Consider the following 21,538-nt stretch of genomic DNA (forward strand, 5'->3'; position numbering starts at 1 on the left):
GCACGGTCCGGCAGCTGCCGAACCGGAGCGCCGGCTGCCGAACCGTCGGCGTGCCGGGTCACGGCTCGCGGTGCCAGTCGCCGGACTTGCCGCCGGTCTTCGCGACGAGGCGGACGTCCGTGAGCTCGACCGACTTGTCGAGGCCCTTGACCATGTCGACGACGGCGAGGCCGGCGACGGCGACGGCGGTGAGCGCCTCCATCTCGACACCCGTGCGGTCGGCCGTGCGGACGGTGGCCGTCACGTCCACCCCGTGGTCGCCCACGGTCAGGTCGACGACCGCGCCGTGCACGCCGATGACGTGCGCGAGCGGCAGGAGCTCGGCCGTGCGCTTGGCGGCGGCGATCCCGGCGACGCGTGCGACGGCGAGCACGTCGCCCTTCGGGACGGCGCCGTCGCGCAGCGCCGCGACGACGTGCGGCGAGCACCGCACGACGCCCGTGGCCGTCGCGGACCGGACCGTCGGCTGCTTCTCGGTGACGTCCACCATGCGCGCGTGGCCGCGCTCGTCGAGGTGCGTGAAGCTCATGCGCCCACTCTTCCACGGCTCCCCGCGGTCTCCGCCACGACGAGGTGTGCGGTCGTTGCCACGGGCGCCGCCGTGCCGCAGGATCGAGGGCATGCGCAGCTCACTCCTCGACCACGCCGAGCGCTCCGTCGAGCCCGGCAGCTTCCAGCTCCAGAACGACCGCATGCTCAAGGTCGACCTGACCGGCACGGGCGGGTTCTTCTTCGCCAAGCAGGGCTCGATGGTCGCCTACCAGGGTGACGTCGACTTCGCGTACGAGGGCTCGGGCGGCCTCGGGAAGATGTTCAAGAAGGCCTTCACCGGCGAGGGGATGTCCCTCATGAAGGTCTCCGGGAGCGGTGACGTGTTCCTCGCGCAGGACGCCGACCAGGTGTTCGTGCTCCACCTCGAGGACGAGGGCGTCACGGTCAACGGCGCCAACGTGCTCGCGTTCGAGAGCAGCCTGACGTGGGACATCAACCGCGTCGAGGGTGCGTCGATGATGAGCGGCGGGCTGTTCAACACGACGTTCCGCGGCACGGGCTCGATCGCCGTGACCGCGTACGGCACGCCGGTCGTGCTGAGCGTCGACGTGCCGACGTTCGTCGACATGCAGGCCGCGGTCCTCTGGTCGACGTCGCTGCAGTCGGCGGTCCGCAAGACGGCGAAGCTGGGCGCCGCGATCGGCCGCGGCTCGGGCGAGGCGTACCAGCTCGCGCTGTCCGGGCAGGGGATCGTCGTCGTGCAGGCCTCGGAGGGGCACCCGATCCCCGCCGCGAAGTAGTACCCGGGTCGCCCCGGCCCACGGCCGGTGGGGCGCTAGCTGGCCAGGCCCCCCTCGGGCGGGCCTCCCGCCTCGAAGTACGCGGTGCTCTCGGGATCGGCCGGGTAGTACATCTCGACCGCGACCTCGTCGAGGGTGACGTCTCGTGGCGAACCGAAGGTCGTGATGGTCGAGAACAGCCGCAGGTCCTGGCCGTCCACGCGCAGGTGCATGGGGATCGCGACGTCGGACTCGATCGACGGCTCCGTCCCCTCCTCGGCACCCGGGCCGAGCAGCTCCTCGTAGAGCGCCGTGAGGGCGGGGTCCGGCGCGGCGGCGAGCTGGCGCCCGATCCGGGCGCGGAACATTGCCCGCACGTCCGCCAGGTTGACGACCAGCGGTGCCAGCCCGCGCGGGTCGAGGCCGAGGCGCACCAGGTTGACGGGCGGTCGCAGCAGGTCGGGGGAGACGTGGGCGAAGAACGGCTCGACGGCCCGGTTGGTCATGATCACGTCCCAGCGGCCGTCGACGACGACCGCCGGGAAAGGCTCGTGCGCGCGGATCACCCGCGCCACGGCGCGGTGCGCCGCGGCCAGCTCGTCGTCGTCGAGCGGGCGCTCCGGGAAGCGCGGGGCGAAGCCCGCGGCGAGCAGGAGGCGGTTGCGGTCGCGCAACGGGACGTCGAGGTGGTCCGCGAGCCGCAGGATCATCGGTGCGCTCGGGTGGGACCTGCCGGTCTCGACCAGGCTGACGTGCCGGGGCGAGACGTCGGCGGCGATGGCCAGGTCCAGCTGGCTCAGGCGCCGTCGACGCCGCCAGGATGTCAACAGCTCCCCGACCGTGTGCACAGTCGTCGACGCTAGACGGTGCCGGCACGGTGCGCCATGACATGCCATGTCATCGACAGGGGGCGGGAGGCGGGGAACGGTGGGCGTCATGACCACACAGGGCACGACCACCGGCAGCGCCGGGGAGACGAACGTGGACACCGTGCGGCGGGTGCTCGGGGAGGTGTTCTTGGCGGGCGACGTCGGCGCACTCGTGCCCGTGCTCGACGAGAGCTTCGTGCACCATCGGCCTGACGGGACGTCGCGGGGCCGGCAGGAATGGGTCGCCGCCGTCCGCGAGACGGTGGCCGAGGCCCGCGGCGTGCAGGTGGACGTCCAGCACCTGCTGGCCGACGGCGACCACGTCGTCATGCATTCCGTACGCCGCCTGCCGGGTGGGCCCGCGGTCACCGGGGTGGACATCTGGCGGTTCGACGGCGGCCGGGTCGTCGAGGCGTGGGAGGTGCTCGAGCCGGCGGCGGAGGCGGCGGGGCACCTGCGGTGGTGGGAATCAAACGCCTGACCCGGGTGAGGAGACTCGACCTAGTCCAGGAGGAGCACGCGGACCGCGTCCCCCTCCGCCAGGGCCGTGACGTCCGCCGGCACGACGGCCACCGCGTCGGCGACCGCCAGCGCCGAGAGCCGGTGCGACCCGGAGCCCTCCCGACCGCGCTGCACCGGACGTGCGAGGACGACCCGCGCGTCGTCGGGCCCTGCGTGCCGCACGAGGACGAGCTGTTCGCGGCCGGGTGGCGACGCCCACCCTTCGCCCGCCACCCGGGTGACCAGGGCGCGCCGCGGTTCCGGACAGCCGCGCAGCCGGTCCACGACCGGACGGACGAACAGCTCGAACGACACGAACGCGCTCACCGGGTTGCCCGGCAGGGCCAGCCACGGGACGCCCCGCCAGCGCGCGAGGCCCTGGGGCTTGCCGGGCTGCATGCCGACGGCGACGAGCTGCGCGTCGGTGACCGCGTCCGCCCAGGGCGTCCCGGCCCGGGTGGCGGGGTCGAGCAGCCCGCGGACGACGTCGAACGCCCCGGCGCTCACCCCGCCCGTGGTGACGACGAGGTCCGGTGGTGCGACGGCGCCGTCGGGCCACGCGCCCGAGAGCACCTCGTCGAGCGCGACGCCGAGGGCCTGGACCGTGTCGCCCACGGCACCGCGCCGCACGACGTGCGCGCCCAGGGAACGCGCCGCGGCGGCGACGAGCACGGAGTTCGAGTCGGGGAGCATGCCGGGCCCGGGGACCGTCCCGGCGGCGACGAGCTCGCTGCCCGTCGAGACGACGGCGACGCGCGGCTCGCGGTGCACGGGCAGCGTCGCGTACCCCGCGGACGCGGCCACGGAGACGTGGCGCGCGCTCAGCCGCGTGCCCGACCCCAGCACGACGTCGCCGCGCCGCACGTCCTCGCCCCGGGCGCGGACGTGGGTGCGTCGCGCACCGCCCCGGCCTGCGACGGGGAGCGTCACCGTGCCGGTCCACGAGTCCGGGGACGCGGGCGAGCCGGGCACGAACCGGCCCGTCGACGTCTCCTCCACGGGCACGACGGCGTCCGCGCCGGCCGGGACGACGGCCCCCGTCATGATGCGCGCCGCCTCCCCGGGCCCGATGCGTGGTCCGGCAGCGCCGGGTCCGCCGTCCACCCCGGCCGGGCCGCCCGGGCCGCCCGCCGGGACGTCCGCGACGACGCGCAGCGTCACGGGGTCGGTCGGCGTGGCGCCTCGCACGTCGGCGGTCCGGACGGCGTAGCCGTCCATCGCCGAGGAGTCGGACGCGGGGGAGTCGAGGAGCGAGACCACGTCCGAGGCGAGCACGCGACCGAGCGCGGCGTCGAGGTCGTGCTCCACGACCGGCAGGGGGGCGACGAGGGCGAGCGCGGCGTCCACGTGCTGCGCGACGGTCCGCCGGTCCTCGGGAGGGGTCATGGGCGCACGCTACCGAAGTGCGGGTGCCGTCCGTCGACCACTGGGCTAGGTTGGAGGCGGAGTCAAGAAGCGGCCCGAAAACCCCCTGGATACAGGAGGACCACATGGCCCCGAACTCCGTGACCGCCGACAGCCCCGCGCAGACCACCCCCGTGCGCCCGGCGTCCCTCGCCGAGGTTCTCGCGCTCGGCACGCACCTCCTCGTCGGGCAGTACCGGGTCGAGATCGGCACCGGCACGTGGTGGTGGTCGGACGAGGTGTACACGATGCACGGCTGGGAGCCCGGCGACGTCGAGCCCGGGCTGGACGCGCTGCGCTCGCGCAAGCACCCGGACGACCGCGCCCGCGTCGTGCGTGTGGGGACCGAGGCGCTGCGCACGGGACGTCCCTTCTCGTGCGCCCACCGGATCGTGGACGGCCACGGCCGTGCGCGGACCGTCGTCATCACCGGGCAGGGGCGGCGCGACGCGAGGGGGCGCGTCGTCGAGATCGCCGGGTACGTCGTCGACGTGACGCCGGTGCAGCGCGAGGTGCTCGACCGCGAGGCGAACCGCGCGGTGACCCGGGCGTTCGTGACCGCCGCCGCCGTCGAGCAGGCGAAGGGCGTCCTCATGGCGGTCCACGGCGTGGACGACATGGAGGCCGCTCGGCTCCTCGCGGAGGGCGCGAGCGAGGCGGGGACCCCCGTGCACGACGCCGCGGCCCAGGTGATGGCCGCACTGACGAAGGCGGGCGGGGTCGGCCCGACGGCCGAGGCGACCGTCGCCGGAGCGCTCGCCGCGGTCAAGCCGCCGGCCCGGCCGCGCGCCCACGACGCCCAGCTCGCGCGACGTCGCGAGCCCGCCCGCAACTGATCAGGAGGTCGAGATGACGGACGACACCACCGCTTTCCCCGCCCAGCAGCAGGAACCGCCCGGTCTGACCGGGCCCATGGACCCGACGCCCGACCACGGCGAGCGGTCGTACCGCGGGAGCGGCCGGCTCGAGGGTCGACGGGCGCTGATCACCGGCGGCGACTCCGGCATCGGCCGCGCGGTCGCCATCGCGTTCGCCCGCGAGGGCGCCGACGTCGCGATCTCGTACCTGGCCGACGAGCAGGAGGACGCCGAGGAGACCGCGCGCTGGGTCCGTGAGGCCGGTCGCACGGTCGCGCTCCTGCCCGGCGACCTCACCGAGGAGGCGACGGCGCGCGCCCTCGCGGGACGGGCCGTGGCCGAGCTCGGTGGCCTCGACGTGCTCGTGAACAACGCCGGCTTCCAGTACGCCCGCCGCGAGTCGTTCGCGGACGCGACGACCGACGAGTTCGACCGGGTGCTGAAGACCAACCTGTACGCCCTCCTGTGGGTGACGCAGTCGGCGCTCGAGCACCTGGGCGAGGGGGCGAGCATCATCAACGTCTCGTCGATCCAGGCGTACCAGCCCTCGACGTCGCTGCTCGACTACGCGTCGACGAAGGCCGCGATCAACAACCTCACGGTCAACCTCGCGGCCGAGCTCGGTGCGCAGGGGATCCGGGTCAACGCGGTGGCCCCCGGGCCGATCTGGACGCCGCTCCAGCCGGCCACGCAGCCGCCGGAGAAGATCGAGCAGTTCGGCCAGGACACGCCGCTCGGCCGCGCGGGGCAGCCCGCCGAGGTCGCGCCCGCGTTCGTGTTCCTCGCGTCCGCGTCGGACGCGAGCTACGTCTCGGGGACGGTGCTCGGTGTCACGGGAGGAAAGCCCGTGTTCTGAGCCACGATGCCTCCCCCGGGGTCGCGGCTGCTCGGCCGATCGCCGCAGCCCGACGGGAGGACGGAGGACGAGCCAGCCGTGCTCGTCCGGGGGCGGGTCCTTCGCGAGAGCGACGGCGCCCGACCGGGACACCGGCCGCCACGCCTTGTGCGGGCGAGACGGCCCACCGCTCCCGCCCCGTCCGGGCCGCGCGCCCGGGCGGGGTTCCCGAACCGGTCGCCGGCGAGCCCGACGTAGTCTGGTACCGGACAGACCGAGAAGGAGCCGCACGATGAGCATCGAGCAGCGCACTGCCGACCTGGGCAGCACGACCGAGGACGAGCCCCGCGCGGCCGCGCCCGGCGCGCCGATCGTCGTCGACGGGCTGACCGTGACGGGACGCGTCGCGGACGCGGCGCGCGCCCTCGCCGACGAGCCGACGCTCCAGCAGACGCTCGACCGTGTGGTCGAGCTCGCGGTGTCGATGGTCGACGGCTGCGAGTCCGCGGGCATCTCGCTCATCTCGCGGGGTCGCATCGACAGTCCCGCGGTGTCGGACCCGCTCGTCGCGCGCGGGGACGAGCTGCAGTACGAGCTCGGCGAAGGGCCGTGCCTCGACGCGATCCGTCAGTCCCCCCTCGTGGAGTCCGGCGACATCGAGGCCGACGTGCGCTGGCCCCGGTGGGCCCCGCAGGTCGCGGACGAGCTGGGCGTCCGCTCGATGCTCTGCGTCCAGCTCTACACGTCGGAGACCGCCCACGGCGCGCTCAACATGTACGCGACGACACGGAACGCGTTCGGACCGGACGACCACCACCTGGCCTCCACCTTCGCCGCCGTCGCCGCCGCGGCGATCTCGGCGGCGCGGACCGAGGAGCAGCTCCAGTCCGCCGTGCAGACCCGCACTCTCATCGGCCAGGCGCAGGGCATGCTCATGGAGCGCTTCTCGCTGTCGGCGAGCCGGGCGTTCGCGGTGCTGAGCCGGGTGTCCCAGGACTCGAACGTCAAGCTGGTCGACGTCGCGCGGGAGATCGTCGAGACGCGCCGCGTCCCCGGGATCGACCGCCCCGACGCGCCGACGTCAGGATCCTGATCCCTCCAGGTCGGCTTCGCCGGCGGCACCCGCGGCGGGACGGCGCTCCGCGTCGGTGAGCAGCGCGTCGACGCGCTCGCGGGCCGCCTCGACGACGTCGCCCGAGGTGCCCAGCCCGCCCACGAGCCGCCGCGCCAGCTCGCGCACCGCGACGTTGGCGTCGTTGGACCGCTTGCGCAGCAGCTCGAACGCCTCGTCGGAGTCCACGCCGAAGGCGACCATGAGGACGCCCTTCGCCTGCTCGATGACGGAGCGCGAGGCGTCCGCGGCGCGGATCGCCGCGGTGGCCTCGCGACGCGCCGACTCCTGGTGGTGCTCGGTGACGTCCACGAAGTAGCCGGCGATCTCCGCGACCTGCCCGCTCGTGCGGTTGCGTCGGCCCTGCGCCGCGACGGCGAGGATGCGTGTGGCGCCGGAGGCGTCCACGATGCGGTGCATGGACCCGAAGGCGTGTCCGCTGCGTGCCGCGAGCGCGAGGGCGCGCACGCCCCGGTCGCGGTCGTCGGGATGGGTGTGCGACACGAGCAGCGAGGTCGTCGGCACGACCTCGCCCGGCGCGAACCCGTGCATGGCGAACACCTCGTCGGACCACCACCACCGGTCGGTCGCGAGGTCCACGCGGAAGCGGCCGACGGGCTGCGGCTCGCCCGCGACGAGGGCGGCGAGCACGGTGACGAGATGACCCTGGCTGGTGATCGCGAGCTGTGGGTCGTCGAAGGGCTGAACGGCGTCCATCGATGGGTGTCCCCGGGGGTCGAAGCAGGACGGAGCCGATTCCTGACCCCAGCAGTGGAAGATTAGCCCAGCGCGCGGCCGAAGGCGGTCCGCGACGTACGAGTGGTCGAGCAGGCGGCACCTGCTCCGACGGACGGAGGACGACATGGGTGTGGGCGCGGACGAGGCGCGGGCCGGGGACGACCGAGGCCGTGACGAGACCCCCGACGAGCGGTCCGACCGCAACTGGGTGGAGCTGCTGCAGGAGCTGCGCGTCATGCAGACCGGCGTGCAGATCCTCACGGGCTTCCTGCTGACGCTGCCGTTCCAGGCGCGGTTCGCCGACCTCGACGAGTTCCAGGTGGGCGTGTACCTGACGCTGGTCGCGCTGTCCGTGCTGACGACGGGTCTGTTCGTCACGCCGGTGAGCATCCACCGGGCGCTGTTCCGCAAGCATCGCAAGCCCGAGCTGGTGACGCTGAGCGACCGTGTCACGCGTGCCGGGATCGTCGTCCTCGCCCTGGTCTTCACCGGGACGGTCCTGCTCGTCGTGGACGTCGTCGTGGGCCGGACGGCCGCGCTCTGGGCGAGCGGTGCGGTCCTGGCGCTGCTGGCGACGCTGTGGCTCGTCCTGCCGCGCGTCGCGGTACGCGACGCGGTCCGCGACGCCTGAGCGAGACCGGCCGCCGTGCGGGGTCAGGCGGAGGCCGTTGCCTCGCGGGCCCGCACGCCCCGGCGGACCGGGCCGAGCGTGAAGAGGAGCGTCGCGAGCGCGGTGAGGGCGAGCAGCCCGAAGCCGAGCCCGTACGTCCCCTCGAGCTGGTAGACGGCGCCCATGAGCAGCGGCGGGATGAACCCGCCGAGGCCGCCCGCGGCGCCGACGAGGCCGGTCACGGCACCGACCTTGTCGGGCGGCGCGACCTTCGCGACGAGCGCGAACGTCGCGCCGGAGGACGCGCCGAGCGCCGCGGCCAGGCCGAGGAACGCGATGGTGCCGACCGGCACGAGGTCGGGCTGGAACGCGACGACGGCGGCGAGCGCCGTCACGACGACGAAGCACACGACCGAGACCGGGACGCCGCCGAACCGGTCCGAGAGCGTGCCGCCGACGGGTCGCATGACGACGGCGAGCACGACGAAGCCCGCGGTGCGCGCCGCGGCGTCGGACACGGTGAGGTCGTAGGCGTTGACCAGGAAGGTGGGCAGGTAGACCGAGAACGCGACGAAGCCGCCGAACCCGACGGCGTACAACCACGAGAGCTGGAGCGTCACGGGCATCCGGAACGTCGACCACGTGCGGGCCCAGAAGCCGCCGGCGGCCCCGGCCGCGCGCCCGGGCGCGTCGCGCAGCAGCAGCCACGACGCGACGGCGAACACCGCGAGGATCGCCGCGACGAGCAGGAACGGCGCCGCGTCGCCCCAGACGTCACGGATGCGGACGGTCGTGAACGCAGAGATCGCCGTGCCGCCCATGCCCATGCCGAAGATGCCGATCGCGGTGCCGCGCCGGGCCGGCGGGTACCACGCGTTGACGAAGGGCACGCCGACCGCGAACGCCGTGCCGCCGAGACCGAGGAAGAACCCACCGACGATCAGCGCGACGAAGCTGTCCGCGACGAGGCCCACGAACAGCACGGGCAGGATCGTGGCCGCGCTGACGAGCGGGAACATGAGGCGTGCGCCGAACCGGTCCGTGAGGGCCCCGACAGGGATGCGGCCGAGCGAGCCGACGACGACCGGCACCGCGACGAGGACCGAGACCTGGACGTCGGTGAGGTCGTACTGCTGCCCGTACGCGGCGCCGAGCGGGCTGATGAGCGCCCAGGCCCAGAAGTTCACGGCGAACCCGATGGTCGCCAGGGCGAGCATGAGCGTGGGGGAGGTGCTGGGTGCCGGTGGTCCGGCGGGGGCCTCGGGCGCGACGTGCCGGGGCGTCGCCGGGGTCTCGTCCTGCCGTGCCATGTCCGCTCCTGGGGGAGGTGCCCGTCCTCGGGCACGGGGAGGTTCGCCGTCGTCCACGCTATCGGCGTCGTCCCGGGCCCGCGCGACGAGCCGCCCGTAGCGTAGGGGCGTGCTCACCTGGCTCTTCGGCGGCGTCGCGCTGCTCAACGTCTACGCGCTGGTGCTCATCGTGCTGCGGGCCGTCGTCTACCGCACGACGGTCTACCGGCCGATGCTGCTCAACCTCGCGCTCTCGATCGTGCCCGTCTTCGTGCTCGGTGCGGTGGTCCTCGTCGACGCCGCGCTGCTCGCCGCGGGGGTGACGTCGTGGGTCGTCGCGACGGTGGCCGTGCTGGGGACGCTCGTCTGGCTGGTCCTGCTGCCGAACGCCGGCTACCTCGTCACCGAGCTGAACCTCAACCACCGCAAGGACGGCGAGGGGGTCCCGCTCTGGTACGACATCGTCGCGGTGCTGACGCTCGCGCTGTCCGGGGTGCTCAACACGGTCGTCAACGTGCTCGTCGCGCAGATGCTGTACGCCGTCGTGCGGTACCCCGAGGACGACGCCCCGTTCGCCCGGCCGGGGTCCTGGCTCGCCGTGGCCGCCGTGCTGGTCCTCGTCACCGTCGGGATCTACCTCGGCCGCTACGTGCGGTTCAACAGCTGGGACCTGCTGCACCCCGCGCAGTTCGTGCGCAAGCTCGTGCGGCACCTGCGCGAACCGGGGACGCTCGGCCAGGCCGTGCTGTTCTGCGTGCTGCACACGCTGCTGCTCGCCCTGGTCTACGCCGTCGTGGTGGGACCGATCACGACGGTGTTCGTCCGCGGGTCCTGACGGCACCGCTCGCACCACCGTAGGATGCGCGGCGTGACCACGACGCCGCCTCGGGCCGCCCGCGCCGTGCCCGTGGCGCGAGCCCTCGTCGGCACGTGGCCCCGCCGGGCGGCCCTCGCGGCCGTGCTCGGCGTCGTGGTGGGCACGACGGCGGCCGGGGGCCTCGCGAAGCACGTCGCCGCCGACGCGGGGCCGGCCCGGGCCGCCGCCGGCGAGCCGGTCCCGACCGGGCCGTTCGACCTCACCGTGCGGTCGTGGTCCGTGACCGACGACGTGCAGGTCTCCGCGCTCGAGGACGCCGGCGCGGACGCGTGGCTGCTCGTGGTCGTGGGCGCGCTCGACACCGATCGTGAGTCGCGCCGCCTCGACGACACCGCCGTGACGCTCCCGGCGGAGCTGCCCGCCGGCCTGGCGCTCGTGGGCGAGGCGGAGCCGGACCGTCCCGAGACGACGCTGCTCGTGCGCGACGCCTCGCTCTACCCCGTCCTGCAGCCGGGCCTGCCCGAGGACGTCGCGCTCCTGTGGCCCGTGACGGTCGAGGACGCGGGCGCGGTGTCCGACGACCCGGCCACGCCCGACGAGCCGCTCACCGTGACCCTGCCGACGTTCCGGTACCGGGACATGACGATCGGGGGCGGGAGGCGGTGGGCCGAGACGGGCGCGGTGGTGCTCGTGGACGTCCTTCCCGGCGACGTGCCGGCGGACGTCGTGGACCCGCCGGAGGAGGAGGTCGACTGGTGAGCGATCAGACCACCGAGGCGGCCGTCGTCGGGTCCGCGCGGCCGGCGCCGTCCGACGCGCCCGTGACCTCGCGGCCGCGGCGCGGCGACCGGGTCGTGACCGCCGTCCTGCTCGCCCTCGCCGTCGCGGTCGGGGCGGCGGTCTCGCGCGTCGACACGTGGTGGCCCACCCTCACGTCGACGACGACGCGCGGTGCCGTGGGCGAGGTCGTCACGGCGGGGCCCGTGCGCGTGCGGGTCGACGACGTCCGTACCGGCACGGTGCTCGAGGACGGCTTCGACACGCTCGCGACCGACGGCGTCTGGGTCGCCGTCGACCTCGCGGTGTCCGGCACGACGCAGGAGGCGGGCCTCGAGGTGCTGGAGCTGCGCGACGCCGACGGTCGTGACCACGAGGCCTCGCACCGGGTGCGCAACCCGATGATGAGCACGTTCGTGGACCCGGACGTCCCCGAGGCGGGGACGGTCGTCGTCGAGGTCCCGGCCGAGGCGCTCGAGGGGGACGTCGTGCTGCGCGTGCTCACGGAGCACCAGGACGCGGACATCGACCGCCCGCAGGCCGTCGCCGAGATCGACCTCGGCCGCGTCGGGCCGCCGCCGGACGGCGGCACCGTCGAGATGCTCGAGCCCGCGCTCGTCCCGGGCGGGTGGGGCGGTTGAGCGGCGTCGGCGCCGGCGGCGTCGGATGGCGGCGCGCGAACCGCTGGTGGCTGGTGGTGCTCGTGGTCGCGCTCGCTGCGCTCGGCGCGCTCACCTGGCGCTCCGACGCCGTGCAGGGGTGGTGGGCGTCGGAGCCGCACCGCGGCCACACGGCGGACGACGAGGGCTGGGCGCAGGTCGGCGACGTGCGGGCCCGCCTCGCCGGGACCGAGGTCGTCGACTGGCTCGACGACGGCTACGACGGCCGCGTCGAGGCCCCGGACGGGTACACCCTGTGGGCCGTCGACCTGTCGGTGCGCTCGGACGCCACGCCCGGCCCGGCGAGCGCGGAGGAGGCGTACTCCGCGTGCGAGGTCGTGCTCGTCGACACGTCGGGCCGCCAGTTCACCGCAGGCGCGTCGTCGCTGCCCGGCATGCCGGTGACCGATTCGCCGGTGTGCACGGGTGCCGTCTCCAGCCGCGCCACGCAGTACGTCCTCACGCCCGACGACGCCGAGCCCGCCGAGGTGCGCCTCGTCGAGCCGGAACTCCTGCCGGACTACTGGTCCTTGCCGGTCACCGCCGGGTCCGGCTGACGCTCGCGCGAGAGCCGCGCCGCGCGTCGCGTGCGCAGCGCAGACGGCAGTCCCAGGTTGGCGAGCAGCGCGTCGGCCGCGGCGGCGAGCAGCACGGTCGTGAGCACCTGCACGACGACCGTCGCGACGGTCTCGAGCGGGCCGATCACAGCGCGCCACGCGACGATGCCGGGCTGGCCGAGCACCGCCTGGGCCGCCGTGAGGACGGCCTGCTCGGCGAGCGTGAGCAGCGCGAACGCGACGCAGAACAGCAGGACCGCGCTCCAGCGGCTGCGCCACAGCATGCCGAGGGCGCCGACGAGGCCGCCGAACCGCCGACCCGGGTCGAGCATGAAACCCCAGGCCGCCTGGGCGCGCTTCTCGCCGAGCGTGCGGTTGACCCGGTCGACGACACGCGTCGCGCGTCCGTCGGTGCCGTCCTGCGCCGCGCGCGTCCGCGCGGGGTCGACGACGTCGACCGCCTCGACCCCGTAGACGATCGTGCCGAGCGTGAGCCACGCGAGCGGCACCACGAGCCCGGTGACGATCCCTGCGAGCAGGAGCGACGTCGTCGGACCGACGGCAGCGACCAGCGGCTCGAGGAGGTCCACGCGTGCGACGACGCCGTCCCACCACGTCGTCACCTCGACGACGACGACGCGCGACGTCCACCACTCGCGGACGCTCCCGACGACCGCCGTCACGGTGAAGGCGCCGACGACGATCCAGACGACCTCGCAGTACCCGGCGACGATGCGCACGGCGGCCGTGCGGGCGCTGCGTCGGGCCTCCCCGCCCGCCTCGACGACGCCCCGCTCCAGGCGCTTCGCGAGGCGCTCGAGGAGGGTACGGGCGAGCAGCGCGCCGGCCACGAGGAGCACGACGGTGAGCCCGAAGCCCTCGGGGATCGGGTCGGCGGTCTCGATCCCCGCACCGGCGGCGAACGCGTGGTCGAGCGCGGCGGAGTCGACGTACGCCTGCCAGTCGGACGACAGGCCGCCGTAGAACTCGTAGATGACGAGGTACGGGACGAGCACCGACGCGATCGACCCGAGGAGCGCGCGCACCTCGATCCGGTCGCGGTCGTCCCGCGGCTCGCGGCGCAGGACGTGCAGCATGACGACGATCCCGACGACCGTCGCGAGCGGCGAGAAGCACAGCACGAGCAGCCCGAGCTCACCCGACGACGGCGCGACCGTGAGCGCCGCCTGCAGCGCGAGCTCGTGGGCCACCTGGGCGAGCACCGCCACCGCGACGAGCGCGGGCCAGTGGCGCACGAGGAGGCGTCCGGCGTCGACGAGGACGCGCGAGCCCGCGCGCAGCACGGACGGCGCGGCCGGTGCGGCGCCGGCGTCGGGCGCGGGCGTCGAGGTCATCGGGACGGGGTCCGTCACGCGCGCCAGGGTACCGGGGCTGCGGGCCGGGGCCCGAGCTGGCTCACGACGAGCCGAGGACTACGACAGGAAGCGCGTGACGACGCGCTTGGCCTCCTTGCCGGCGAACCGGCGGGCGAGGACGCCGACACCCGCGGCGACGGCCGCGAACGTCACGGCGGAGACGATGCCGACCTCCTCGTCGTCGAGGTCCTTCGGCGCGTCGTGCCCCGTGACCTTCGCCCACACGAGCGTGACGAGCTTCTGCGCCGCCCAGCCAGCCGCGAACGTCAGCGCGACGGTCCCCACCTTGACGGCGAGGGTGGCCTTCTCCTCGGTGTCTGCCACGGGTGCTCCTCCATCGGGTCGGCGGTCCCGGCGGGGCCGGGTGCTGCGCACCACCGTAGTCCCTGGCCTGCGTCGACGCCGTGCGGCAGCCACCGCGGTGTACGCTCGCCGGGAACGACAGGGGAGCTCCCCGGGAGCTGAGAGTGCGGACCACCGCAGACCCTCGAACCTGATCCGGTTAGCACCGGTGGAGGAAGTCGGGAATCTCGATCACCCGTCCGCGTCGGCCTCCGCGCCGACGCTGGCGGATGGACCCCTCCTGAACGTCCGGGGAGGACACATGCAGCACACCACCCGTCGCCGAGCAGCGCGGCCCGGCCGTCACGTCACGACGGCGTCCCTCGCCGCGGTCACGCTCCTCGCCGCTGCCGCGTGCAGCGGGGGCGAGGACACGGCCGGGGGCGACGGCGCGTCGTCGGGCACCGTCACGCTCGTCACGCACGACTCCTTCGCGGTGAGCGACGACGTGCTCGCCGCGTTCGAGGAGGAGAGCGGGCTGACCGTCGAGCAGGTCGCCCCCGGCGACGGTGGCGCGCTCGTCAACCAGCTCGTGCTCACCAAGGGCTCGCCGCTCGGCGACGTCGTGTTCGGGATCGACAACTCGTTCGCGACCCGCGCGATCGACGAGGGCGTGCTCGACCCGTACACGCCCGCCGACCTCCCGGCGTCCGCAGAGCCGTACGCCGTCGGCGACGGCGAGCTGACGCCCGTCGACGTCGGCGACGTGTGCGTCAACGTCGACCACGCGTGGTTCACCGAGGCCGGGGTGCCGGAGCCCGAGACGCTCGAGGACCTGGCGGAGCCCGCGTACCGGGACCTGCTCGTCGTGACCAACCCCGCGACGTCGTCGCCCGGGCTCGCGTTCCTCCTCGCGACCGTCGGCGCGTTCGGCGAGGACGGCTGGGAGCAGTACTGGGCCGACCTGCGCGAGAACGGCGTCAAGGTCGTCGACGGCTGGTCCGACGCCTACTCCGTCGACTTCTCCGGCGGCGAGGGCGCGGGCGACCGCCCGCTCGTGCTGTCGTACTCGACCTCGCCCGCGTTCACGGTCTCCGAGGACGGGACGTCGTCGACGACGGGCGCGCTGCTCGACACGTGCTTCCGCCAGGTCGAGTACACGGGCGTCCTCGCCGGGGCCGAGAACCCCGAGGGCGCCCAGCAGCTCGTCGATTTCCTCGTGAGCGAGGCGTTCCAGGCCGACGTCCCGGGCCAGATGTACATGTACCCCGTCGACGACACCGTCGCGCTGCCCGCCGAGTGGGAGCAGTTCGCCCCGCTCGCCGACGAGCCGTTCGAGGTCGCGCCCGAGGACATCGACGCGCACCGCGACGAGTGGATCACGGCGTGGACGGCGACGGTCGTCGACTGACCACGCCGGCACCCTCCGCCGAGAACGGGGTCAGCCACCGGGTCGGCCGCCATCCGGTGGGCGACCGCGTGCTCGGCGGTGGATGGTCCCGTGCTCGGCGCGGGCTGCTGTGGGGGGTCGCGGCGGCGGTGCCGCTGGTGTTCCTCGGCGTGTTCTTCGCGTGGCCGGTCGTGGCGCTCGTCGCGCGGGGGTTCGTCGGGCCGGAGGGCGGGCTCGACCTGTCGGGGTTCGCCGAGGTGTTCTCCGACCCGCGGACGTGGCGGATCGTCCGGCTCACGCTGTGGCAGGCCGTGCTCGGGACGACGTTCTCGCTGCTCCTCGGCGTGCCCGGCGCGTACGTGCTGTACCGGTGCCGGTTCCGCGGGCGGCGCGTGCTGCGCGCGCTCGTCACCGTGCCGTTCGTCCTGCCCACGGTCGTCGTGGGCGTCGCGTTCCGCACGCTCCTCGTCGAGGGTGGGCCGCTCGGGTTCCTGCGGCTCGACGGGACGTTCGCGGCGATCGTCGTGGCGCTCGTGTTCTTCAACTACTCCGTCGTCGTGCGCACGGTCGGCGGGCTGTGGGAGCACCTCGACCCGCGCGCGGAGCAGGCGGCGCGCGCGCTCGGCGCGACGCCGTGGCGCGCGTTCCGCACGGTGACCCTGCCCGCGCTCGCCCCGGCGATCGCGAGCGCCGCGTCGATCGTCTTCCTCTTCTGCGCGACGGCGTTCGGCGTCGTCCTCGTCCTCGGCGGCATCCGCTACGGGACGATCGAGACCGAGATCTGGATCCAGACGACGCAGTTCCTCGACCTGCGCACCGCCGCCGTCCTGTCGGTCGTGCAGCTCGTCGTGGTCGTGGCGGCGCTCGCGGTCGCGAACCGCACGCGCGCGAAGCGTGAGCGGGCGTTGACGCTCACCGCCGCGTCGAGCGCTGCGCACCCGCTGCGGCTGTGGCAGCGCGGGTCGGGCGGTCCGGCGAGCGGCCGGCCCGGCGGTGACCTCCTGCCCGCCGCGCTGACCGCCGTCGTGGTCGTGGTGCTGGTCGGGCTGCCGCTCGCGACGCTCGTCGTGCGGTCGCTGCGCGTGCCGGGCGGCGGCTGGGGTCTCGACAACTACGCGAACCTCGGCACGACGGGCGGGCGCAACGCGCTGTCCGTCACCGTGTGGGAGGCGGCGGGCAACTCGCTGCGCACCGCGGCGCTCGCGACGCTGCTCGCGGTGGTGATCGGGGGCCTCGTCGCGCTCGTCGTGTCCCGGCGACCGCGGTCGCGCACGGGACGCCGGGCGATCGGCGCGCTCGACTCGCTCTTCATGCTCCCGCTCGGGGTCTCCGCGGTGACGGTCGGTTTCGGGTTCCTCATCACCCTGGACCGGCCGCTCGGGCTCGACGTCGACCTGCGCACCTCGGGCCTGCTCGTGCCGATCGCGCAGGCGGTCGTGGCGATCCCGCTCGTCGTGCGCACGGTGCTCCCGACGCTGCGCGCGATCGACCCGCGCCTCCGGGAGGCCGCCGCGACGCTCGGTGCCGCGCCCGGCCGCGTGTTCCGCAGCGTCGACGGCCCCATCGCCGCGCGGTCGCTCGGCCTCGCGGTCGGGTTCGCGTTCGCGGTGTCGCTCGGCGAGTTCGGCGCGACGTCGTTCCTCGCCCGCCCCGACACCGCGACCCTGCCCGTGGTGATCTTCCGGCTCGTCGGGCGACCGGGTGCCGAGAACCAGGGCATGGCGCTCGCGGCGAGCGTCGTCCTGGCCCTGCTCACGGCCGTCGTCATGCTGCTCGCCGAGCGGTTGCGCGGCGACCGCCCCGGAGGAGAGTTCTGATGGTGCACACCGACCCGACCGCGCGGCCCGTCGCGCCCGGCCCGGCGCCGCGACCCGTGCAGCACGCGGCGGACGGCGCGGGCCTCGAGGTGCGCGATGTCGTCGTCCGGTACGACGGCGCCTCCCGCCGGGACCCGCGCACGACGGCGGTCGCGGGCGTCTCCCTCGACGTCGCCCCCGGCGAGGTGCTCGCGCTGCTCGGGCCGAGCGGCTGCGGCAAGTCCAGCCTGCTGCGCGCCGTGGCCGGGCTCGAGCCGGTCGCCGGCGGCACCGTGCGCTTCGCGGGCGACGACCTCGCTGGGATGCCCGTGCACCGGCGCGGGTTCGGGCTGATGTTCCAGGAAGGCCAGCTCTTCCCGCACCGCGACGTCGCGGGCAACGTCGCGTACGGGATCGCGGACCTGCCGCGCGCCCAGCGGGACGACCGGGTGCGCGAGCTGCTGGGCGTCGTCGGGCTCGCGGGGTACGAGGGGCGCGCGGTGACGACGCTCAGCGGCGGCGAGCGCCAGCGGGTCGCGCTCGCGCGGTCGCTCGCTCCCCGGCCGCGTCTCCTGCTGCTCGACGAGCCGCTCTCCGCGCTCGACCGCGGGCTGCGCGAGCGGCTCGCTCTCGACCTGCGCGCCGCGCTGCAGGCGACCGGCACGACCGCCGTCTTCGTCACGCACGACCACGACGAGGCGTTCACGGTCGCGGACCGCGTCGCCGTCATGGACGCGGGCCAGGTGCTGCAGGTCGCGCCGCCCGAGGAGCTGTGGCGAGCGCCGTCGTCGCGCCGCGTCGCGGAGTTCCTGGGCTACCAGGCGTTCCTCCGGCTCGGGGACCTGTCAGGCCGAGAGGTCACCGGAGGGTCCACCCGCCCTGACGCGCCGCGCGGCGGAGTGCTGGCGATCGGGCCGCGGGGGTTGCGCGTCGTCGGGCCGGCGGACGTGTCAGGGTCACCGGTCACCGGGGTGACCGCTCGCCCTGACACGTGGCGCGGGACGGTCGTCGGGAGCGTCTTCCGCCGCGGTGCGACGGAGGTGACGGTCGACGTCGCGCTCCCGGGGGGCGCGGGACCCGCCCGCGTCGTCGCGCTCGCCGGCGGGCCCGCCTGGGCGGCGGGCGACGAGGTCGACGTCGCGCTGGACCCCGCGGGGTGCGCCGTCGTGCCGGCCTGAGCGTCGTCCACGGCCGTTCGGCGCGCGACGACGACGGGCACGTCCTAGCGTCGAGGGATGAGCGACGCATCGATCGGGGAGCAGCTTCCCGAGAAGGACGGCGGCAAGGCCGCCAAGATCCTCTACCGTCCGATCGGGCTCGTGAGCTCGATCGTCGGCGGGCTCGTCGCGGGGCAGGTGTTCAAGCAGGTCTACAAGCGCGTGGCCCCCGGAGACCGCAAGGACGCCCCCACCCCGCTGCAGTCGGAGTACCCGCTCAAGGAGATCGTCCTCGCGGCGCTGATCCAGGGTGCGATCTATGCGGTGGTGAAGGCACTCATCGATCGTGGAGGCGCCCGCGCGTTCGAGCGCTGGACGGGGGAGTGGCCCGGCGACTGACGGCTCGGCGGGGGCGTCCACCCTCTCAGGCCCCCCTGTCGGCGCCCGCGTCGTGCACGACGAGCGCGACCTGGGTCCGGTTCTCGACGCCCAGCTTGAGCAGCACGTTCGACACGTGCGCCTTGACGGTCGGGACGGAGAGGTAGAGGCGCGCCGCGATCTCGGCGTTGCTCGCGCCGCGGCCGATCTCGACCGCGACGTCCCGCTCGCGCGCGGTGAGCCGGCCCATCGTCGCGAGCGCCCGTTCGCGCGTCCCGCCCGCCGACGCCGCGGACGTCATGAGGCGCCGCGCGATCGTCGGCGACAGCACGGGCTCGCCCGCGGCCGCGGCGAGGACCGCGGCCACGATCCGCTCGGGTGCCATGTCCTTGAGCAGGTAGCCCGAGGCCCCGGCGTGCAGCGCGCCCACGACCTCCTCCTCGGAGTCGAACGTCGTGAGCACGACGACGGCCGGTGCGGTCGGCCGCGCCCGCACCCGGCGCGTCGCCTCGATGCCGTCGACGCCCGGCATCCGCAGGTCCATGAGCACGACGTCGGCCGGGTGCGCGTCGAGCACGCCCGCCACGGCGCCGCCGTCGGACGCCTCGCCCACGACCTCGATGCCGTCGGCCCCGTCGAGCATGAGCCGCAGCCCGGACCGCACGAGCGCGTCGTCGTCGACGACGACGAGGCGCGTGCGCCGGGGCTGCTCCGCGGGCAGGTCGGCGCTCATGCGCCCCACGGTAGCCGGGCGTCGAGGACCCAGCCCGCCTCGTGCTGGTCGTCGCGGGGCCCTGCGTCGAGGCGTCCGCCCAGCAGGTCGACGCGCTCGCGCAGGCCGACGAGCCCCGTCCCCGTCCCGCCCCGAACGGCCGGCGGGCCGCTCGGCAGGAGGCGAGCGCCGACGTCGGACACCACGACGCGCAGCTCGCCGGGCGAGACCGCGATCCTCAGCGCGACCGGGCTCCCGGGGGCGTGGCGCCGCGCGTTCGTCAGGCCCTCCTGGGCTACGCGGTACGCCGCGACGGCGACGGCGGGCGGCGGCACGGTGTCACCCGTGCGCTCGTAGGCGACGTCACCTCCCGCCTCGCGCACCTCGGCGACGAGCCGGTCGACGTCGGCGAGCGTCGGCGGGGGAGCGAGCCGGGTCCCGTCCGCCGGGCGACCGTCGTCGGGCACGTCGCGGAGCACGCGCACGACGTCGCGCAGGTCGTCGAGCGCCGCGCTCACGCCCTCGCGCACGAGCGCGGCGGCGGACGCGAGCCGCTCGGGCGGCGCGTCGGGCCGGTACTCGAGCGCGCCCGCCGTCGAGGCGAGGAGGGACAGGCGGTGGGCGAGGGTGTCGTGCATCTCGCGGGCGATCCGGGTCCGCTCGGCGAGGCGGGCCTCGACGACGCGACGCTCCGCGTCCGCCTCGGCGCGGTGCGCGCGCCCGCGCAGCGACCGCAGCAGCTCGGCGCGCGCCTGCCAGTACGCGCCCCAGCCGAGGAGCGCGGCGTGGACGGCGAGGTCGCACAGCAGCCACCAGCCGAGGGGAAGGGCGACGGGCCGCCAGAGTGCCTGGACCGCGTGACCGAGGAACCCCGCGAGCGCGACCGGCAGCGCGGTCCGCACGGGGTACCAGCGCGCGACGTGCAGCGTCGCGACGGTCGACGCGGGCGTCGCCGTGCCCGACACGGCGACGAGCACCGCGAGGGCGACCGCCACCGGGATCGGACGTCGCGTCCACAGCAGCGGGAGGGCGGCGACCGCGGCGACCGCCACGGCGACGTCGACAGCCGCCGCGGGCGACGACGCGTCCGCGTCGAGGAGGGGCACGAGCGAGAGGAGCGTGAGGACCGCGACGGCGGCCCAGGCCGCCGCGACCCACGACCACGGCATGACGCGCGCCGTCGGGTCGCGGCGCGCGGACGGCGTCGCGAGGACCGGGGGCCCGGCGAGGGGCGGGCAGTCGAGAGCGGGTTCGGGGATCGGGTCGTCGGCCGGGGTGACGGCCGGACCGCGCGGGCTGCGGGGGTTCGGACGGGGAGTGCTCATGGCGGCGACGCTAGGCCGCGCCGCCACCGACCGACACCGACCAAGGTCGGGGGTCGAGGTCGAGCGGTCGGGGGCGGCCACCGACTCCGGGTGGGTCGGCCGCCGACGTCGGGCGGGCGCGGCGGCGCGCTCCGCGGCGGGAGCGTGGTGGACGCCGGCACGAGGCCGGCCGCGGCTCCGGCCGCGTGACGAAGGAGGCCATCATGACCACGTCGCAGAACACCCCGCGCACCGCAGGGACCGTGCCGTCCGTCCGAGCAGGCTCCGGGCCGGACGACGCTCCTGGTACCTCGTCCACGGCCCGACGACGCGTGCCCCGCTGGACCGTCCCGTTCGCGGCCGCCGTCGTCGCCGCGGCCGTGTGGCTCGTCGGGACGGCCGCAGGTGTCGACGTCGCCGCCCGGTCGGGCGCGACCACGCAGCCGGTCGGGATCCTCGCGGTGGTCGTGGCCGCGCTCGTCGTCGGGTTCGCCGGGTGGGGCGTGCGCGCCGTGATCGGGCGCCTCCGCGCGTCGAGCCCGGGCCGCGGCGAGCGTGCGTGGCTCGTGACGTGCGGCGTACTGCTGCTCGTGTCGCTGCTCGGACCGCTCGGCGGCGTGAGCGCCGGGGCGGTCGTGGTGCTGCTCGCCGAGCACCTCGCCGTGGGCGCCGTCGTCGCCCTGGGGCTGCGCCGCTCGTGACCGACCGCCGACCACGGGATCACCCACCGGATCCGCTCGGAGACGGTGGGCCGTCCCGTGCTCGGCGGTCGTCGGCGGACCGATGAGTTGCGCGGGCGGTCGTGGTCCACCCCCGTGACCGCGCACGACCCGATCGCGCCCACACCC

24 protein-coding genes and 1 riboswitch are annotated in these 21,538 nt (G+C 75.2%); of the genes, 15 read left to right on the forward strand and 9 right to left on the reverse strand.

The features are described from left to right. Positions 1-58: 58 nt before the first annotated feature. Positions 59-529 carry a cyclic pyranopterin monophosphate synthase MoaC gene (gene moaC, locus NFS20_RS00820; protein WP_251149857.1) on the reverse strand — a complete coding sequence of 157 codons (471 nt, stop codon included), beginning with the start codon at positions 527-529 and terminating at the stop codon, positions 59-61. 91 nt (positions 530-620) lie between these two features. Between moaC and NFS20_RS00825 the strand changes: the two genes are divergently transcribed. Beyond that, entirely contained in the window at positions 621-1,292 is a 672-nt protein-coding gene (locus NFS20_RS00825) for an AIM24 family protein (protein ID WP_251149858.1), read from the forward strand. A gap of 35 nt (positions 1,293-1,327) precedes the next feature. Here NFS20_RS00825 and NFS20_RS00830 read toward each other — a convergent pair whose 3' ends face one another. Further along, positions 1,328-2,119 (reverse strand): helix-turn-helix domain-containing protein, encoded by a 792-nt coding sequence (locus NFS20_RS00830; protein WP_251149859.1) that lies wholly within the window; start codon positions 2,117-2,119, stop codon positions 1,328-1,330. Positions 2,120-2,207: 88 nt separating this feature from the next. On the opposite strand from NFS20_RS00830, the gene NFS20_RS00835 reads away from it, so the two are divergent. After that, on the forward strand, positions 2,208-2,621 hold the full coding sequence (locus NFS20_RS00835; protein WP_251149860.1) for a nuclear transport factor 2 family protein: 414 nt from the start codon (positions 2,208-2,210) through the stop codon (positions 2,619-2,621). 20 nt (positions 2,622-2,641) lie between these two features. Here NFS20_RS00835 and NFS20_RS00840 read toward each other — a convergent pair whose 3' ends face one another. Beyond that, on the reverse strand, positions 2,642-4,027 hold the full coding sequence (locus NFS20_RS00840) for a molybdopterin molybdotransferase MoeA (protein ID WP_251149861.1): 1,386 nt from the start codon (positions 4,025-4,027) through the stop codon (positions 2,642-2,644). A 104-nt stretch (positions 4,028-4,131) separates the two neighbouring features. On the opposite strand from NFS20_RS00840, the gene NFS20_RS00845 reads away from it, so the two are divergent. The 3 genes from NFS20_RS00845 to NFS20_RS00855 all read left to right on the forward strand — a co-directional run bounded on the left by NFS20_RS00845 (position 4,132) and on the right by NFS20_RS00855 (position 6,830). After that, a complete protein-coding gene (locus NFS20_RS00845) occupies positions 4,132-4,881 on the forward strand; it encodes a PAS and ANTAR domain-containing protein (protein WP_251149862.1) in 750 nt (249 codons plus the stop codon). 13 nt (positions 4,882-4,894) lie between these two features. Next, a complete protein-coding gene (locus NFS20_RS00850) occupies positions 4,895-5,758 on the forward strand; it encodes an SDR family oxidoreductase (RefSeq protein ID WP_251149863.1) in 864 nt (287 codons plus the stop codon). Positions 5,759-6,029: 271 nt separating this feature from the next. Next, positions 6,030-6,830 (forward strand): GAF and ANTAR domain-containing protein, encoded by an 801-nt coding sequence (locus tag NFS20_RS00855; RefSeq protein WP_251149864.1) that lies wholly within the window; start codon positions 6,030-6,032, stop codon positions 6,828-6,830. On the opposite strand, the gene NFS20_RS00860 is transcribed toward NFS20_RS00855, so the two are convergent. Then, positions 6,819-7,565, reverse strand: coding sequence for a PAS and ANTAR domain-containing protein (locus NFS20_RS00860; protein ID WP_251149865.1), 747 nt, complete (start codon positions 7,563-7,565; stop codon positions 6,819-6,821). The genes NFS20_RS00855 and NFS20_RS00860 overlap by 12 nt on opposite strands. A 145-nt stretch (positions 7,566-7,710) precedes the next feature. Here NFS20_RS00860 and NFS20_RS00865 point away from each other — a divergent pair, with 145 nt between their 5' ends. Continuing rightward, positions 7,711-8,217 carry a DUF6328 family protein gene (locus NFS20_RS00865; protein ID WP_251149866.1) on the forward strand — a complete coding sequence of 169 codons (507 nt, stop codon included), beginning with the start codon at positions 7,711-7,713 and terminating at the stop codon, positions 8,215-8,217. A gap of 23 nt (positions 8,218-8,240) precedes the next feature. Here NFS20_RS00865 and NFS20_RS00870 read toward each other — a convergent pair whose 3' ends face one another. After that, entirely contained in the window at positions 8,241-9,506 is a 1,266-nt protein-coding gene (locus NFS20_RS00870; RefSeq protein WP_251149867.1) for an MFS transporter, read from the reverse strand. 109 nt (positions 9,507-9,615) lie between these two features. Here NFS20_RS00870 and NFS20_RS00875 point away from each other — a divergent pair, with 109 nt between their 5' ends. Genes NFS20_RS00875 through NFS20_RS00890 form a run of 4 tightly spaced genes read left to right on the forward strand, consistent with a single transcriptional unit; the run spans position 9,616 to position 12,295 of the window. Further along, positions 9,616-10,320 carry a DUF1361 domain-containing protein gene (locus NFS20_RS00875; RefSeq protein WP_251149868.1) on the forward strand — a complete coding sequence of 235 codons (705 nt, stop codon included), beginning with the start codon at positions 9,616-9,618 and terminating at the stop codon, positions 10,318-10,320. A 33-nt stretch (positions 10,321-10,353) separates the two neighbouring features. Next, complete coding sequence (locus NFS20_RS00880) at positions 10,354-11,061, forward strand: hypothetical protein (RefSeq protein WP_251149869.1); 708 nt, start codon at positions 10,354-10,356, stop codon at positions 11,059-11,061. Continuing rightward, positions 11,058-11,720 carry a DUF4352 domain-containing protein gene (locus NFS20_RS00885; RefSeq protein ID WP_251149870.1) on the forward strand — a complete coding sequence of 221 codons (663 nt, stop codon included), beginning with the start codon at positions 11,058-11,060 and terminating at the stop codon, positions 11,718-11,720. The genes NFS20_RS00880 and NFS20_RS00885 overlap by 4 nt, the downstream gene beginning before the upstream one ends. Continuing rightward, positions 11,717-12,295 (forward strand): hypothetical protein, encoded by a 579-nt coding sequence (locus tag NFS20_RS00890; protein WP_251149871.1) that lies wholly within the window; start codon positions 11,717-11,719, stop codon positions 12,293-12,295. The genes NFS20_RS00885 and NFS20_RS00890 overlap by 4 nt, the downstream gene beginning before the upstream one ends. Here NFS20_RS00890 and NFS20_RS00895 read toward each other — a convergent pair. Further along, the gene (locus tag NFS20_RS00895) at positions 12,259-13,668 is read right to left on the reverse strand and encodes a hypothetical protein (RefSeq protein ID WP_251149872.1); all 1,410 of its coding nucleotides are present in this window, start codon (positions 13,666-13,668) and stop codon (positions 12,259-12,261) included. The genes NFS20_RS00890 and NFS20_RS00895 overlap by 37 nt on opposite strands. Before the next feature lie 60 nt (positions 13,669-13,728). Then, positions 13,729-13,995 (reverse strand): DUF4235 domain-containing protein, encoded by a 267-nt coding sequence (locus NFS20_RS00900; RefSeq protein WP_251149873.1) that lies wholly within the window; start codon positions 13,993-13,995, stop codon positions 13,729-13,731. A gap of 109 nt (positions 13,996-14,104) precedes the next feature. Beyond that, positions 14,105-14,208, forward strand: a riboswitch (TPP riboswitch). A 67-nt stretch (positions 14,209-14,275) separates the two neighbouring features. On the opposite strand from NFS20_RS00900, the gene NFS20_RS00905 reads away from it, so the two are divergent. From NFS20_RS00905 to NFS20_RS00920, 4 genes are read left to right on the forward strand one after another with little or no spacing between them, the layout of a single operon-like run. Then, the gene (locus NFS20_RS00905; protein ID WP_251149874.1) at positions 14,276-15,364 is read left to right on the forward strand and encodes a thiamine ABC transporter substrate-binding protein; all 1,089 of its coding nucleotides are present in this window, start codon (positions 14,276-14,278) and stop codon (positions 15,362-15,364) included. 56 nt (positions 15,365-15,420) lie between these two features. Beyond that, a complete protein-coding gene (locus NFS20_RS00910; RefSeq protein WP_502800774.1) occupies positions 15,421-17,160 on the forward strand; it encodes an ABC transporter permease in 1,740 nt (579 codons plus the stop codon). Beyond that, on the forward strand, positions 17,160-18,317 hold the full coding sequence (locus NFS20_RS00915; RefSeq protein ID WP_251149875.1) for an ABC transporter ATP-binding protein: 1,158 nt from the start codon (positions 17,160-17,162) through the stop codon (positions 18,315-18,317). The genes NFS20_RS00910 and NFS20_RS00915 overlap by 1 nt, the downstream gene beginning before the upstream one ends. Before the next feature lie 57 nt (positions 18,318-18,374). Next, positions 18,375-18,695: a DUF4235 domain-containing protein gene (locus NFS20_RS00920; protein ID WP_251149876.1), complete on the forward strand. Its 321-nt coding sequence runs from the start codon at positions 18,375-18,377 to the stop codon at positions 18,693-18,695. A gap of 25 nt (positions 18,696-18,720) precedes the next feature. Here NFS20_RS00920 and NFS20_RS00925 read toward each other — a convergent pair whose 3' ends face one another. Both NFS20_RS00925 and NFS20_RS00930 read right to left on the reverse strand, forming a co-directional pair. Then, positions 18,721-19,407, reverse strand: coding sequence for a response regulator (locus NFS20_RS00925; RefSeq protein ID WP_251149877.1), 687 nt, complete (start codon positions 19,405-19,407; stop codon positions 18,721-18,723). Then, on the reverse strand, positions 19,404-20,711 hold the full coding sequence (locus NFS20_RS00930; RefSeq protein ID WP_251149878.1) for a sensor histidine kinase: 1,308 nt from the start codon (positions 20,709-20,711) through the stop codon (positions 19,404-19,406). Before NFS20_RS00930 ends, NFS20_RS00925 begins: the two co-directional genes overlap by 4 nt. 203 nt (positions 20,712-20,914) lie before the next feature. Here NFS20_RS00930 and NFS20_RS00935 point away from each other — a divergent pair, with 203 nt between their 5' ends. Next, positions 20,915-21,391, forward strand: coding sequence for a DUF6069 family protein (locus tag NFS20_RS00935; RefSeq protein ID WP_251149879.1), 477 nt, complete (start codon positions 20,915-20,917; stop codon positions 21,389-21,391). Positions 21,392-21,538 lie beyond the last annotated feature (147 nt).

Origin of the sequence: Cellulosimicrobium sp. Marseille-Q4280 (assembly GCF_943181405.1) — a bacterium.
Lineage (GTDB): Bacteria > Actinomycetota > Actinomycetes > Actinomycetales > Cellulomonadaceae > Cellulosimicrobium.

Excerpts from the sequence above, each read along its gene's own strand:
- moaC (WP_251149857.1), bottom strand. The coding sequence starts at position 529 with ATGAGCTTCACGCACCTCGACGAGCGCGGCCACGCGCGCATGGTGGAC.
- NFS20_RS00825 (WP_251149858.1), top strand. The coding sequence starts at position 621 with ATGCGCAGCTCACTCCTCGACCACGCCGAGCGCTCCGTCGAGCCCGGC.
- NFS20_RS00835 (WP_251149860.1), top strand. The coding sequence starts at position 2,208 with ATGACCACACAGGGCACGACCACCGGCAGCGCCGGGGAGACGAACGTG.
- NFS20_RS00840 (WP_251149861.1), bottom strand. The coding sequence starts at position 4,027 with ATGACCCCTCCCGAGGACCGGCGGACCGTCGCGCAGCACGTGGACGCC.
- NFS20_RS00845 (WP_251149862.1), top strand. The coding sequence starts at position 4,132 with ATGGCCCCGAACTCCGTGACCGCCGACAGCCCCGCGCAGACCACCCCC.
- NFS20_RS00850 (WP_251149863.1), top strand. The coding sequence starts at position 4,895 with ATGACGGACGACACCACCGCTTTCCCCGCCCAGCAGCAGGAACCGCCC.
- NFS20_RS00855 (WP_251149864.1), top strand. The coding sequence starts at position 6,030 with ATGAGCATCGAGCAGCGCACTGCCGACCTGGGCAGCACGACCGAGGAC.
- NFS20_RS00860 (WP_251149865.1), bottom strand. The coding sequence starts at position 7,565 with ATGGACGCCGTTCAGCCCTTCGACGACCCACAGCTCGCGATCACCAGC.
- NFS20_RS00865 (WP_251149866.1), top strand. The coding sequence starts at position 7,711 with ATGGGTGTGGGCGCGGACGAGGCGCGGGCCGGGGACGACCGAGGCCGT.
- NFS20_RS00870 (WP_251149867.1), bottom strand. The coding sequence starts at position 9,506 with ATGGCACGGCAGGACGAGACCCCGGCGACGCCCCGGCACGTCGCGCCC.
- NFS20_RS00905 (WP_251149874.1), top strand. The coding sequence starts at position 14,276 with ATGCAGCACACCACCCGTCGCCGAGCAGCGCGGCCCGGCCGTCACGTC.
- NFS20_RS00915 (WP_251149875.1), top strand. The coding sequence starts at position 17,160 with ATGGTGCACACCGACCCGACCGCGCGGCCCGTCGCGCCCGGCCCGGCG.
- NFS20_RS00920 (WP_251149876.1), top strand. The coding sequence starts at position 18,375 with ATGAGCGACGCATCGATCGGGGAGCAGCTTCCCGAGAAGGACGGCGGC.
- NFS20_RS00925 (WP_251149877.1), bottom strand. The coding sequence starts at position 19,407 with ATGAGCGCCGACCTGCCCGCGGAGCAGCCCCGGCGCACGCGCCTCGTC.
- NFS20_RS00930 (WP_251149878.1), bottom strand. The coding sequence starts at position 20,711 with ATGAGCACTCCCCGTCCGAACCCCCGCAGCCCGCGCGGTCCGGCCGTC.
- NFS20_RS00935 (WP_251149879.1), top strand. The coding sequence starts at position 20,915 with ATGACCACGTCGCAGAACACCCCGCGCACCGCAGGGACCGTGCCGTCC.